Consider the following 14,523-nt stretch of genomic DNA (forward strand, 5'->3'; position numbering starts at 1 on the left):
GATTCACAACTCGTCAAAACAAAAAAGGTCAAGATTCACAAAGAGCAGATCGTCCTTCTCAGGTTCGCTCTGATACCGGTTTTTCAGTTCATTGTGTTCGGTGAGGATCTCAGCCTTGATCCGGGTCACAAACTCATCATTGGCGCAAAAAATCAGGGTTCCAACGAAGTCGGACTCATCGCCTTTATAAATCTTCTCCACGGTCTTGAGACGGGAAAGGATGGCGTTGTATTTGGCGGCGAGATTGATCTTGTAAACCATCAGCTCACCGTGTTTGCGGTGATAACCCTTGTCATCAGTCCCCAGGATATTGGCTTTCACGTTGAGATCAAGGGCCTGATCAAACTGCTCGGGGGAGAGGCCAAGCTTTTTGCGCAAAGCCTCCGGGTTTTTCAGAAAACGATCCTCTTCCATATAGGAGTCCACCACCGGCGCATAGGTGTCGCAGAGATAGTCATCCACCGGGGAACTGGCCCGATCAATCTTGTCGAAGTGTACGTACTCCACAAAGCGCAGATGGTCGTGCTGGGCCTCCTCGATCTGCCGGTAAAGCTCCTGCTTGCGTTTTTTGGACTGCGAGCGGGCGTATTCGTTCAAGAGGACGGCATATTCCGCCTCCTCCTGGCTCAGATCGAAATAACGGCAGATGGCAAAGACCTGATCATTGCTGAATTCCTGCTTCTCACTCAAAGCCTGAGAGAGGAAGGACCCGGTAACTCCGGCCGCTTCAGCCACTTTCCGGCTGGTGATGTCATGCCCGGCCTTTTTGTTGGCCTGAATGAGGTCCCGAATAAGGCTTCGATGATTCGTGTACTCGTGAATTTTCATGGTTTTTCCTCGGCTCAAAGGCGACAGCGCACTATACAGTGTCGCGGCGAAAAACTTGAGGGAAAGTGCCTGGGAAATAATGACGCATGCCAGACCTGGCACAAAACTGGAATAGACCCCTATGGTTTTTCACTCGCAGAGAAAGGGATTTCCTATGCAGACGAAAAATTTTGCACTTATTGTAGGGATCATTTTTTTGGCTGTCGGTGTACTCGGTTTCTTTCCCGCCTTCCGGACCATGCCCCCGACACACGCACCTGACCTTGCTGTTGATGGGGCGTATGGGTATCTTTTCGGACTTTTCCCCATCAACGTCCTTCATAACATTGTGCATCTCGCCATCGGTGCTTGGGGTATTCTGGCCTATCGTTCCCCAACAGGAGCCCGGGGCTATGCGAAATCGATCGCGATTATTTACGGGCTTCTGGCCGTCATGGGTCTGATCCCCGGACTCAATCGGCTCGGCGGACTTGTTCCTCTGTTTGGACACGATGTCTGGCTGCATGCCTTGACCGCCGCAGTTGCCGCTTACTTTGGGTGGGCCCATCGAACGGGCACCGATACGATCCATGGGGGACGCACGCCCACGGTTCACGGCTAAACATGGTCCATGGCTTCAGGGGTGACGGAGAATTTGGTGAACCAGTCTTTCCATGCTTTGATGATGGCTGCCTTTCCAGAAGACCTTGTGGCAGCCGTTGCATTGAAAAAACTCGTTCGTCCAGGTTCTCACCCCTGGCGGGATCTGCGGGTTCACGGCAGCCTCATCAGCGTCGAGCGATAGCAAAATTCCATTGCAGCTTAAGCATCGGGTGAAGGGCTGACAAAACTCACGAAGCTGAAGGCGCTCCACCACTTCACGCAGCTGCTCCGGCGGCCGCGTGGAACGAACATAAAGACCCGAATGAACTTCCTTACGCTTGAGCAGGCCCTTGTCGCGTGAGACGATGGTGCGGCCCTCCTGTTTGGAAATGGTGGCAATCCACGAGTCGGTGGCGCCTTGCGCATACAGGGTATCAAACCCCAGCATCCGTAGCAGCGGCACGAGCTTTGCCACATTGTCGTCAATCACAAAACGCGGGGGTCGCGTGATGTGAAAACCAGGATGAACATCAATGTCATCCTGATCGCGCACGAGATAATCCAGACCAACCGTCGTCCCATGAATCTGAATGATATCAATTTCGACGTGGGGAACCCCGAGGGATTCAATCAAATCCTTGACCGTGCGCCGGCCATGCCAGGTGACAGCGATCGCCTGGCCGGGCTCATGCCGTGGGAGAAAGTCATTCAATTCCTCGTGGAAACGAATTGTTACCGCTATCGGCTTCATCCTTGCCCCTCTCTCTGCGGCCTTTGCTCATCCGCTCGAGGTCAGGTAAGCCTTGACCTGTCCTGTCCTCAGCCGCGATAATAGCCGATGACGCGTTCGCGGAAAACCAACACGTTGAGCAGATTCTGCATCGACATCATTCATGCGGTACCCTATGCAGCTTGTGACTGGAACTCTCCTGCACTGTCTTCCCAAAAGTCCTGTGCAATTGGAACATAGCCCCGAGACCACACTGCTGATTGATGATCATGGCCGAATTGAAGCCAAAGGCTCGCTCGCAGATTTGCAAAAGCAGCATCCCAAAGCCCCGGTCATCGACTATAAGGACAGGCTGCTGGTTCCTGGTTTTCTCGACACCCATATCCATTTTCCGCAGATGGATATGATTGGCGCCATGGCACCCTCGCTTCTCCCCTGGCTGGAAAAATACACCTTTCCCACGGAAATGGGCTTTCGCGGCCGCTCGGATTTGATGCTGAAGGCCGCGCATCAGTTTGTGGATGAACTCTTGGCCAATGGCACCACGCTGGCCTGTGTTTACAGCAGTTCCAATCATGATGTGACGGATCTTTTGTTTGAAGTCTTTGCTCAAAGGGGACTGCGCGGCATCATCGGCAAGACCAGCATGAACCGTCATGCTCCGGCGCCTCTTCTGGTGCCGCTCGCGGATGATATCAGTCAGCAGAAAGCCCTGCTCCAGCGCTGGCATGGCTTTGATCAAAGATTGGCGCTGGCTCTGACACCGCGTTTTGCACCGTCCTGCACGCCGGACCTGATGCATGCTCTCGGTGAGCTGCACGCAGAGTATCCTGACACCTATATCCAGACTCATTATGCAGAAAATGTTGGCGAGCTGCTCTGGATCAAGGAGCTTTTTCCTGAGGCTCGCGATTACCTCGAGGTCTATGAATCCTTCCAGCTGCTTGGTCCGCGCACGATCCTGGCTCACGGCATTCATGTGGAAGAGGATGCCATGCAAAGGCTGGCTCAAACCCAAACCATCATCAGCCACTGTCCGACGTCCAACCTCTTTCTCGGAAGCGGACTTTTCGCCTGGAGAAAAATGGAGGAGCATGGCGTTCCGATCGTTCTTGGCACCGACGTTGGCGCCGGCACCAGCTTTTCCCTTTGGCAGACGATGAATGAAGCCTATAAGGTTGCAGCCCTGCGCGGTACCCCTTTGCAGCCGGTGGATCTGCTCGCTGCGGCCACCTGGAAGGCGGCCCAGGCTCTGGGCCTGACGGATGTGGGTTCGCTCGAGGTGGGCTACCAGGCGGATTTTCAAGTTATCAATATCCGGGCGCGGCCTCTGCTTGAAAGACGCGTGAAAAGTGCGAGCAGCGCTGCGGAAGTCCTTGCGGCGCTGATTCACTTGGCCGATGACCGCTGCGTGGAATCCGTCTGGGTCAACGGCAAACAGCTGCGGTCCTCTTAATGCAGCCAGAGTAAAAGAGCGGACAGTCCCGCCATCACCCAGGTGGTAATGGACAGCTCACGGAAACGCCCGGCCGTAGCGTAAAGAACGACATGACTGATCATGCCCCACAAAAGACCCTGCGTAATCGAAAAGGTCAAAGGAATGAGAGCCAGCGTTAGAAAGCTCGGAATCATGTCCTCATAACGTTGGGCCTGGAAAACCTGAGCCGCGCCCTTGATCATCATCGCTCCCACCAGAATCAAAACCGGGGCCGTCGCATAGCCAGGAACCGTGGCCGCGAGCGGCGCCAGGAACAAACAGGGCAGGAATAAAAGGCCGGTGACCACGGCTGCGCGACCGTTGCGTCCGCCAGCTTCAATGCCGGCGGCGCTTTCGATAAAGGCTGTGCCCGCTGAACTTCCCAAGAGACCGGCCAGCGCCGTGGCACAGGCATCCACGAAAAGACCGCGACGCAGATTCTTGGGCTGACCGTTTTCATCCACCAGACCCGAGGCCTGGGAAACTCCGGACAGGGTCGAGAGGGAATCGAAAAGGTCGGTCATCATAATGGCGAAGATCACGGCCAGATATTCAAGACGCAAGGAACCCCAGATATCAAGCTGCAGGATCGTGCTGGAAAAATCGGGCGTACTGATCAGCTGCTGAGGAAATGAAACCAGACCGAAAAGATAACCCAGACCTGTCACCAGGAAAATGCCGAGCAGAAAGGCGATCGCCAGTCCGCGTTGCAGGAGAACGGACATGACAAAAAGCCCGAAAACCGCCAGCATGCTGGATGAGGTCCAGGCTCCAAATTTCACGAATGTGGCCGGATCCGCCACCACCAGGCCGGCATTTTTAAGGCCAATAAACGCCAGAAACAGCCCAATCCCCATGGCCGCGGCCGCCCGCAGATGCTCCGGAATCGATCGAATGATGAGCATGCGAACCGGAAGGATGCTGAGCACCATGAATAAGAGGCCGGCCCAGAACACCAGCCCCATGGCGATGGGCCAGGGGATCTGATGACCCAAAATCACGCTGAAAGTCAGGAAGGCATTCAATCCCATGCCGGGGGCCACGCCAAAGGGTAGTTTGGCATAGAGCCCCATAAAAATACTCATGCTCGCGGCCAGCAGGATCGTGGCGGTCATGACTCCGGCAAACGGCAGGCCGGTTCCCTCGGTTGCCAGGATGGATGGGTTCACCACAACGATATAAGCCATGGTTAAAAACGTCGTTGAACCGCCGATAATATCGGCCTGAAGCGAAGAAGCTGAACTGGGGCGCGGCACGTTATGCATATGACTCTCGTTCGTCTGAGGGCATCCTTCCATTTCCAACAGCCCCAAACAATTGCACAGCACTGCGGACTCTGCAAATCCAAACAGGGCCCCGTCCGGGTTGACCTTCGATTCGGCATCCTGTAGCCTCGCTTGAAGCGACTCCCACGATCATTGAGCCAGCAAGGGCATGCCTATGTCGACACGATCTTTTCTCCGCTTTGCATTGAATGGGGCCATCCACGAGGTGACAGGCTCCGACGCTTCCATGATGCTGGCTGACTGGCTGCGCAAACGTCTTTACCTGACCGGAACCAAAATCGTCTGCGCGGAAGGGGATTGCGGCGCCTGCACCGTTCTGCGAGCGGTTCCCGGCACGGGTCGCAGTCGCGAGCTGCGCTTTGAACCCATCAATGCCTGCATCACGATGCTGGCTCAGGTGGACGGGGCCCACCTTGTATCCGTCGAGGCTTTGCGCCATGACAGTTCCCTGTCGCCGATCCAGGAGGCCATGGTGCAAAAACACGGAAGCCAGTGCGGCTACTGCACGCCGGGTTTTGTGATGGCCCTTTGCGGGCTCTTTGAAAAATGCAAGGAGAAGCCCGATGTGCAGACGGTGAAAAATCATCTGACGGGAAACCTCTGCCGCTGCACGGGTTACACCCCCATCGTGGAAGCTGCGCTCAGCATTGATCCCGAAACCGTCCCGGCCTTGGGCGAGCGTTTTGTGACAACACCGCTCATCAAAGCCCTCAAGGAAACCCAGAGCCAGGCGATCGACATTACGGCACCGCAAGGCAGGATTCTGGCTCCGGTGCGTCTTAGCGATGTCAGCACGCTCTTGAAAAAATATCCCGAAGCCAGTCTTTTGGCCTCGGGCACCGACCTTGGTGTTCAACTGAACAAAGGCAAGCGGGAGCTCGGGGATATCATCAGTCTGCATCTGATCCCGGAACTTTATCAGTCCACGCAAAAAGGATCGGTCTATCACTTTGGTGCGAAGGTGAGCCTTGAGGAGGTTCGCCGCCGTTGTGCCAAAGGCATTCCGGAATTCAGCACGCTGCTCGATGTCTTCGCATCACCCCAGATCAAAAACTCGGGCACCCTGGTGGGCAATATTGCAAATGCCTCGCCGATCGGTGATACCCTGCCCTTTCTTCTGGTCGCCGACGCACGCGTCGCCATCGCGAAAAAAACGGGAAAACGTGAGCTTCCCATGACGGAACTCTTTCAGGGTTACCGCAAGCTGGCGCTCAAACCCGGGGAATGGATCAGTTCGGTATCCTTCCGGGCGCCGCAGAAATCGGAATATTTGCGCCTCTACAAGGCCGCGACCCGCAAGGACCTGGACATTTCTTCGGTGGGGGCCGCTTTCCTTTTTGATCTGAAACCCAATCGGAAGGATGGCCGCCTTGTGATCCAGGCTGCCCGCCTGGCGTTGGGTGGCGTGGCCGCCATTCCCCTGCGCATGACGAGAGTGGAGGCCTTCCTGAAGGATAAAATTCTGGACCACGACCTGGTGGAGACCGCACAGGCCATGCTGCAGGAGGACATCACACCGCTTTCCGATCTGCGCGGCAGCTCAGCCTATCGACGGATTCTGGTCCAGGGGTTCTTTCAGCAGTACTGCGATGAAATCATGCAAAGCCGGGAGGTCCAGCATGCAGCCTTCCATTCTTAAAGGCACTCACGGAGCAGCTCATGAATCCGCCCGCGGGCATGTCCAGGGCACGGCGGAATATGTGGATGACCGTCCGCGTGAAGCCCGGGAACTGACCGTGGGTCTCATCTGGAGCCCGCATGCGCATGCGCGAATACTCTCGATTGACGTTAGCCGCGTGCAGAAATGGGCTGACCGGCTCTGGATTTTTGATTACAAGGCGCTGGCTCACAACACCTGGGGCAGCATCTTTCAGGATCAATGTTTCCTCGCCCAGGATGTCGTCCACTTCGTTGGTGAGGTCGTCCTGGTGGTGGCGGCCGAGGATCCTGCCATCCTTAGCGCGGCCCTGAAAGCCATTCGGATAGAGTATGAGGTTCTTCCCGCGATCCTTTCCATCGAAGAGGCGGTGGCCCAGCAGAGTTTCATTGGCGTGGAGCGAACCATTGCCCGCGGCGACTGGCAGAAGGGTCTGGAGACAGCACCGCATCGTTTGCAGGGACGCGTTCCTATCGATGGAGCGGATCATTTTTATCTGGAAAATCAGGCGGCCATTGCCTATCCGCGGGATGGTGGGATTCTGGAAATTCATTCCTCGACGCAGCATCCGACCGAGGTGCAGCATCTGGTGGCCGAAGCCCTTGGGCTGCCGCAAAAGGATGTTGTCTGTACTGTGAAACGGCTGGGAGGCGGCTTCGGCGGAAAGGAAACTCAGGCGGCACTCTTCGCAGTTTTTGCCGCCATGGTTGCCAAAGTCTGCCAAAGACCAGCCCGTCTTGTCCTCGACAAGGACACGGATATGATGATCACCGGCAAGCGCAATCCCTTTCAGGTGCATTACGATATCGCCTTTCGCGATGATGGCGAAATCGTGGCATTGGATGCGCTCCTTTATTCCGATGGTGGCGCCTGTGCGGATCTTTCGACGGCGATCATGGAACGGGCCCTCACGCATGTGGACAATGCCTATTTTCTGCCTGCCGTTCGCATCCGTGGCCAAGTTTGCCGCACCCATATTCATCCGCACACCGCGTTCCGGGGTTTTGGTGGACCCAAGGGTGTGGCGCTGATCGAACAGGCCATCGAAGCCATCGCACATCATCTGCGTCTCGATCCTTATGATGTCCGGCTCAGGAATGTCTATCGGCATCCTCATCGGAACACCACACCCTACGGTCAGGTGGTGGAAGGCGACGCGCTGCCGGTTCTCTTCGAAACCCTGGCGGAACGCTGTGAATACAAGGCCCGGCGGCAGCAGTTGCTCGAATCAGCAGATCCCAAATCCCCCTGGTTGCGTGGCATCTCCATGACAGCGGTGAAGTTTGGCATTTCCTTTATCACCCGCTTTCTCAATCAGGGAAATGCTCTCGTTATTCTCCACCAGGATGGAACGTTTCAGGTATCCACGGGTGCCGTTGAGATGGGACAAGGGGTTCAAACCAAGATTGGCAGTCTTGTGGCCGCCGAATTTGGGGTTGATCCGGACCAGGTGCGGGTCATGCCCACGCAAACGGATAAGAACGCGAACACCTCCGCGACCGCCGCTTCGAGTGGAACCGATTTGAATGGCTCCGCGGCCCTGGTGGCCTGCCGGCCGCTGAAGGAACGCCTCAGCAAGGTTTTCGCAGCCCTGATTGATTTGGATCCTGAACTCTGGCCCACGCGCACGATCGGACCAGGAACGCAGGCGGATATGGTTTGGGATAAACCCCTGGCCTATCCTGTGGTGTTTGAAGGAGGACGGGTTTATGCCGCGGGCCATCCTGAGCGTTTCCTCAGCCTTGTGGATGTCATCCGGGAAGCCTATTTTAATAGGGTTTCGTTGAGTGAATATGGCTTTTACAAAGTGGACGGTCTGGATTTCAACAAGGTCACGGGCCAGGGCAATGCCTTTCTCTATTACAGCCAGGGCACGGCCTGCAGTGAAGTCATCGTGAATCGATTCACAGGAGAAGTGAAGGTCCTGCGATCCGACATTCTCATGGATCTCGGTCGCCCCATCAACTACGACCTGGAGATGGGCCAGATTCGTGGCGCCTTCGTTCAGGGTCTGGGCTGGGTGACATCGGAGCAGCTCGTTTATGATGGTCAGGGCCGACTTTTGACCCATGCCCCGAGCACCTATAAGATTCCGTCCGTTCATGATATTCCGCGCGATTTCCGTGCGGAACTTTTGGAAACTGACAATCCCCGCACGCTGCATCGTGGCAAGGCCGTGGGGGAACCCCCGCTGCTGCTGAGCTTTTCCGTGTGGACGGCGATCATGAATGCGATCAAGGTTTCGTCGCTGCCGATTCCTGCCAGCCGGGAGCGCATCCTGCGGGCCCTTTATCCCGATACCTTTGCAAAATGGGAGAAGGCCAGGTGAATGCGCTCAAGGTCTTTCGACGGATGCATGAACTCAGCGAGCAGGGCGAGGCCTTTGTGGTCTGCACGCTGCTTTCCAGCATGGGTCATGCGCCTCAGGAACCAGGGGCCAAGGCCTTGATCACAGCGGACGGTTTGTGCGAAGGCACCGTGGGTGGCGGCAAGCTGGAAAACAAGGCCATTCAGGAAGCCTTCCGCATGCTGCAAAATCCACCCTGTCCCGTTCAACCGGTCCTGCAGGATTGGGACTTGCAGAAGGACGTTGGCATGTCCTGCGGCGGTCGGGCGACTTTATTATTCGAGGTTTTTGGAGTCACCGGCTGGAATGTTTTCGTCATCGGCGCCGGACATGTGTCGCAGGCCCTGTGCCGGACACTGTTGCCTTTGAACTGTCGCCTGACCTGTATCGATACCCGCAAGGAATGGATTGAACGTCTGCCGGAGGCTCCGCATTTCAGAAAACTGGTGGTCGATGATATGGCGACCTTTGCAGCAGATATTCCGCCGGGAAGTTTTTGTGCCGTCATCACCATGGGACACGGCACGGATCTGCCGGTGCTCAAGGTTCTCCTGGCCCGGGACGATCTTTCCTTTGTGGGATCCATCGGCAGCAAGGTGAAAGCCCGCCGGATGAAAGCGGATCTGGCCCGGGCTGGTCTCAACCCGGAACAGATTCAAAAACTGCACTCTCCCATCGGACTGGACGTGAGCTCAAGGCGGCCCGAGGAAATTGCGATCGGCATTGCCGCCCAGCTGCTCATGGCCCGTGCAGCGCCGGGAACCACGATCAGCCGCACGGCTGGACCACTCACCAGCGACTGAAGGCCAGCAGACGATTCAAACCACCATCAGGGAAGGTTTGCACCCGCAGCACTTCAAATGTTCCAGTATTCTGCACCGTAAAGGCTTTCTGACTGCCGGCAAAGCCTTTCACCCAGGTTCGTGGCACGAGTTCCACCCATTCCTCTCCCCTTTGACCCTGCACGGAAAGTTCCAGCGGGTTGTTGTTGACGAAGTAAGTGAAATCCATAACGAGCTTTTCCAGACGACCTGGCCTGGCCAGTTGAATGACAATTTCCTCATGATGCCCCGGCTCACGGCTACGGGCGGACTCCAGACCATCGAACATATTCAGCGGCCGATACGGTGAAATCACCTGAATCGCCGGTCCGTAGTGTTCATTCGAGGCGCGTAAAACCCTGGCGCCCAGAGCGGCCGAAGCCACGTTCACCAGATCGCCCGCCCGCAGACGGGCGCGATTTCTTTCGATATCCGCCTCGCCCGCCTGATACGGCAGACTCATGGGTTTACGGGTTTGGGGAATGGTTTCCGGAAAGCGCACGCATTGCACTGAGTCGAGCGGCCTGTAGCGCGAACGCTCCGCCTCCGGAAGATCGCTGTAAAGGCCCAGACGGCTGAAGCCGCCATCCGGGAAGTTTTGAACGCGAATGCTGGAATAAACGCGCGCATCGGTGCCGCGGTCAACAAGCAGAAGGGCATGACCTTCCATGGCAACCTTCGGCAAAATTTCGTGCCATGTTCCTTGACTCTGCCCTTCCAAACGAATGAAGGCCGCCTGATTGCCAAGATGAAACTGCGTGGAGAGGGACACATAACGAATGGGACCCGGCTTCACGAGTTCCAGGATCAACTCATCGCAAGGCGCTGGATTGTGCCGGACCGTTTCCCAGCTGTCCATGATCTTGCCCTCCTTGCCGAACAGACCCGGATCGAAGGTGGGTTCATAGGGACTGATCAGGTTTTCGGCGCGACCAAAAAGCTGATTGGTGACCTTGACTATGCGGGCCCCGGTGACAAGATTTTGATTCGCCAGTGGCGACAGAGGGCCTTTGCGCTCAATGGCCTCGGGCAAACGCGGGATGAAGGCTTTAAAGACCAGATCCCGATAGCCTATGTTCACAACCTCCTCGGGCTTCAGGCGGCCGGGATCAAAGCGATGCGCGAAGAGCCCGTAGTCAATCCCCTGCATATCGAGTAGTCTCAAGGCCTCCTGCGCGACCTCGGCGTTGAAGAGAACACCGGAGAATTCTCCATTGCAAAGTGTGACCAGACCTTTCCCGCGATCCGGACCGGCAAAGCAGTAAAGATATAGGCAGCGGAAACCGTCGTTGGCCCCCTGATGAATGGCGAGCCGATTGTCACCCGCCTCCGCCACGAAAATGCCGAGGCCCATGTTGCAGCCCATAAAATCCTGGCAGCCTTGATCGGTTCCATACAGCATCAGCGGAGCCGTATCATGGGAAATGGGACCGGAGCCTTCCAGATTGTGCCAGGCTTCACCGAGATGCCGAAGGAATCGCCCCATGGCGGCGCTGGTTCCCATCGCACCGGCGGCAAAGGCCGGAAACATCAGACGACCCCCTATGATCACCTGACCATCATCATGGCAACCTCTCGCATAGGTTCGGCCAGGCAGGGTCTCCTGCTGAAAACTGAATTCCTGCATGCCGAGGGCATCGAGAAAAGGACGTGTGATCGCCTCAATGGATCGGCCTTCCAGCGATTGAATCAGGTGCTCCAGCACGAGGAATCCGGCGCCTGAGTATTTGAACACCGTGCCCGGGGGATTGATGACAGCCACCGGTTCATAGCCATAGAGCGCATTGCCACGCAGAAAGTCGTGAATCGGCGGCATTCTTTCCGTGGTCGACACTCCATTCACATAATGCAGATTCAAGGCCTTGTGATTCATCAGATGAGCCAGGGTCACCTGATCGCCCCAGGACCCCTGCAAACGAAAATCCGAGTCCGTGGTGGCGAAGAGTTGATTCACGGGCGTATGAATGCTGATGCCTTTTTTCGCAAAGTATTCGAGGGCAAAGGCGGAGGCCACCGATTTGCTCAGAGAAGCCACTTCAAACCAGGTTTCGGCCGCCGTATCCAGAGCAATATCCTGCTGTGAGTCTGGCGTCATGAGTGAGATCATGGCGGCGGCAATCCTATGCCGGCTCTTGAGCCTCGGGAATAGATCCAGACGTTCGGCCAGAGGGCTGCTTAGGAAACGTTTGCGGGCGATTTCCCAAAGTGCTGTCCGGGCATGGTCCAGCTCCACGTCCTGGCTGTTATGGATTCTCTCCTGCAGGATCCCGAGAAGATCCTGCCCGCTTTTCCCCTGGGCGGACACCAGAAACTTGATACCGAATTTCCGCTTATACTCCTGTCCCAGCCTCTGAAGTTCCGAGCGGATTGCTTCCTCCTCCTGAAGCACCGCGGCCTGCTCGCGCGCGGCCATGTCATCAAGGGTTTTTTTGGATTGCCCGATATCACCATGGAAGGCGGCTGCCGCAACAAGGTCTTCGAAATTGAGACGGCGCACCAGGGCCTCACCCTTGGCCAGGTCGGGAATCAGATCCCGGGACATTTCGGCCGCAAAACCCTGATGTCCCAGGCATTCGAACCAGGTCATAAACCGTTCGATCGTCGGATCAAAGGCCAAAATTTCCGGCTCCAGGGCCTGCAAAGCCTGCCAGGGGTCATCCGTCGTTCGAATTTCTTCGATTGTAAAAGGCAGCAGGAGTTCGCTAACAAACTCCACCGGCTCGGCATCGGTCATAAAGCGGATCATCAGTTTGAAGGCAATCGGATACCATTTCGCGGTCTCCTCGTTCCACTTCACCTGCACGATCTTTTGCGCGTTGGAAAGATCCTTGCGGATAAACGTGAGCTCTTCAAATGCAATCCGCAAAAAATCATGAAGCGGGAAGCGTCCATGTCGAATCTCATGCCAGACCTCCCAGCGGGAACGCTCGGTGGTGGCGAGATCATCCATGACCCGCACCGGAATGCCTTCGAGACTCGCAGGCAGCGCGACGCAACCGCGACCGGACAGCCAGTCGGCCAGATACTGAAGGCATTGGAACACGTTATAACGGATTTCGTCCGGGTGATGATTGCTGGTCTGCGCGTCGGCATTGAGATCGGCGACAATCAAGGACCTTGCATAAAGAGGATGATCCGGATCGAGGCCTTCAATATCCGGACCCTCGACAAAACGCAGCACATCCTGCGCATGATCCTCCTGAAGCAGGGCTTGAATCAGCGTCTGCAAAGGCTTGGTGTTTCCGGCCTTATACTTTTCCCAGGCCGTAACCAGAGCCAGACCGATCCGCACAAAGTCGGGATGCGCCACCCAGAAGCCGGAGAGATCGCGCTTCAGCTGAGTGACGACATCCTTCATGTAACCCTTGAGGGTCACCTGAAAGGAAGGGCTCATGAGATCGGGACTGGACGGCAGAACTCCATACATGCCGCCCACCTTGATGCCGCCGCGCGGGCCCACGACATCGGCCAGGAGGCGATGCGAGGCTTTGATATAACGGATCACGATGTTGGGATCCGTCTTGGCGGGAATGCGATAGTTGCTCTCCTCCTTGAAAAGGCGCGCGGTGGAGGCCAGGTAATCGTGCCAGCCCAGTGAGGCGCCGGCAAAATAAGGATGGAGCGCATCGATGATTTCATGCGTACGAAAGATGGCTCGCGGATTTTCCAGGACGATCATCAAACGGATCGTGCCTTTTTTATAGGATGGAAATCTTTTTTGCAGTTGTGTCTCAGCTTCGCTCACCATGCGGTGGATATAGCCAGCCTCCTCCTCATTCTCCAGCTTCGGCACATAGAAAACCAGGGCCTCGGGTCTTTGCCAGTTATGAAAGGCGTGCAGCGCAAAATCATAAAGGTGAAGCGGCACTGGGGTTTCTTCGCGGAAAAGAAAGGTGCAGGGCAACGCCAGACCGGGAAATCTTTTGATGGGAAGAGCGGGCTTGTCCTTGCGCAGTTCATATCGTTTGCCGCTCCCTTCGTCGACCACGGCCAGGCTTCCATCAAAGCAGCGGCTCAGGTTTTCGCCGGCTGCTATCAAGTCCGCGTGCAGAGGCGTTTTTGAGTCCTCATCATCCGCGCCCCACTTGGGGAGATGAGGGCAGTCGCGCAGGATTTCCTCCACGATGGATGGTTCATTCGGCAGCCTGCGATGATAGGAATTGACCGCATTGATCGCCATTTTCGCTGTATCCGGTGGTCCGAAGAGCGTGACATGCGGTCCCTGCAGATAGGGGGGCAAGGGAGCGATGGGATTCCCACCCGCCTTGACATAATCCGCGCGTTTGGGGCCAAAAACGATGCGTCCGTTGCCATCCTCAAGACCCAGAACGGTCTGGTAATCGGGCGCCAGGTAATCCCGCTGATGCTCGGCATTGAAGGTTGTCAGCGCCCGGCATCTTTGATCGATAAAAGCGCGATCGGCGCCTCGGGCCTCCAGCACCCTATTCAATTCCACGTGCAGCGCATCATGCAGCTCAGCAAGAAACTGCAAGGCCGCGGTCGTCTCGAGGCCGCCCGTATCCTCGATCGCCCTCAATCCCGGGACGCCTGTAACAGGCCGGGCGCGTTCCAGCAGGTGTTTTTTCAGGTTCGGGGGCAGAAAAGTTGCGTAATATGGAATATCCGCCATGGACCACCTCGGTATTGAATTCAGATCCGTTACAAGGGCGTAGGTTGATCCTAACATCTTCGCACAAATCGAAACTTCAAGGATACATCGACAAAAAGCCTGCTGCGACCCGCCTCCCGCATCATGCTTGACCTGCGCCCGGGCCCTTCGCTAAGCTGAGACGCT

Annotated in this window: 9 protein-coding genes; 5 read left to right on the forward strand and 4 right to left on the reverse strand. The window is 56.3% G+C overall.

Annotated elements, in window-relative coordinates; all coding sequences use genetic code 11:
• Positions 1-3 precede the first annotated feature (3 nt).
• On the reverse strand, positions 4-828 hold the full coding sequence (locus OLTU_RS30485) for a TIGR02147 family protein (protein WP_141736485.1): 825 nt from the start codon (positions 826-828) through the stop codon (positions 4-6).
• A 154-nt stretch (positions 829-982) separates the two neighbouring features.
• Here OLTU_RS30485 and OLTU_RS30490 point away from each other — a divergent pair, with 154 nt between their 5' ends.
• Positions 983-1,429 (forward strand): DUF4383 domain-containing protein, encoded by a 447-nt coding sequence (locus tag OLTU_RS30490; RefSeq protein ID WP_141736486.1) that lies wholly within the window; start codon positions 983-985, stop codon positions 1,427-1,429.
• 15 nt (positions 1,430-1,444) lie between these two features.
• Here the strand turns inward: OLTU_RS30490 and OLTU_RS30495 are convergent, their stop codons facing one another.
• Complete coding sequence (locus OLTU_RS30495) at positions 1,445-2,161, reverse strand: Mut7-C RNAse domain-containing protein (protein WP_141736487.1); 717 nt, start codon at positions 2,159-2,161, stop codon at positions 1,445-1,447.
• A 154-nt stretch (positions 2,162-2,315) separates the two neighbouring features.
• On the opposite strand from OLTU_RS30495, the gene guaD reads away from it, so the two are divergent.
• Entirely contained in the window at positions 2,316-3,596 is a 1,281-nt protein-coding gene (gene guaD, locus OLTU_RS30500; RefSeq protein WP_176737095.1) for a guanine deaminase, read from the forward strand.
• Here the strand turns inward: guaD and OLTU_RS30505 are convergent.
• Entirely contained in the window at positions 3,593-4,882 is a 1,290-nt protein-coding gene (locus tag OLTU_RS30505; protein ID WP_141736489.1) for an NCS2 family permease, read from the reverse strand. The two genes, guaD and OLTU_RS30505, sit on opposite strands and share 4 nt — an antisense overlap.
• A gap of 175 nt (positions 4,883-5,057) precedes the next feature.
• Between OLTU_RS30505 and OLTU_RS30510 the strand changes: the two genes are divergently transcribed.
• From OLTU_RS30510 to xdhC, 3 genes are read left to right on the forward strand one after another with little or no spacing between them, the layout of a single operon-like run.
• Entirely contained in the window at positions 5,058-6,542 is a 1,485-nt protein-coding gene (locus OLTU_RS30510; RefSeq protein ID WP_176737096.1) for a xanthine dehydrogenase small subunit, read from the forward strand.
• The gene (locus OLTU_RS30515) at positions 6,523-8,889 is read left to right on the forward strand and encodes a xanthine dehydrogenase molybdopterin binding subunit (protein ID WP_176737097.1); all 2,367 of its coding nucleotides are present in this window, start codon (positions 6,523-6,525) and stop codon (positions 8,887-8,889) included. Before OLTU_RS30510 ends, OLTU_RS30515 begins: the two co-directional genes overlap by 20 nt.
• Positions 8,886-9,710 carry a xanthine dehydrogenase accessory protein XdhC gene (gene xdhC / locus OLTU_RS30520; RefSeq protein ID WP_176737098.1) on the forward strand — a complete coding sequence of 275 codons (825 nt, stop codon included), beginning with the start codon at positions 8,886-8,888 and terminating at the stop codon, positions 9,708-9,710. The genes OLTU_RS30515 and xdhC overlap by 4 nt, the downstream gene beginning before the upstream one ends.
• Here the strand turns inward: xdhC and OLTU_RS30525 are convergent.
• A complete protein-coding gene (locus tag OLTU_RS30525; RefSeq protein ID WP_176737099.1) occupies positions 9,697-14,358 on the reverse strand; it encodes a serine hydrolase in 4,662 nt (1,553 codons plus the stop codon). The genes xdhC and OLTU_RS30525 overlap by 14 nt on opposite strands.
• Positions 14,359-14,523: the final 165 nt, after the last annotated feature.

The organism is Oligoflexus tunisiensis (assembly GCF_001748245.1).
Classification (GTDB): Bacteria; Bdellovibrionota_B; Oligoflexia; order Oligoflexales; family Oligoflexaceae; genus Oligoflexus; species Oligoflexus tunisiensis.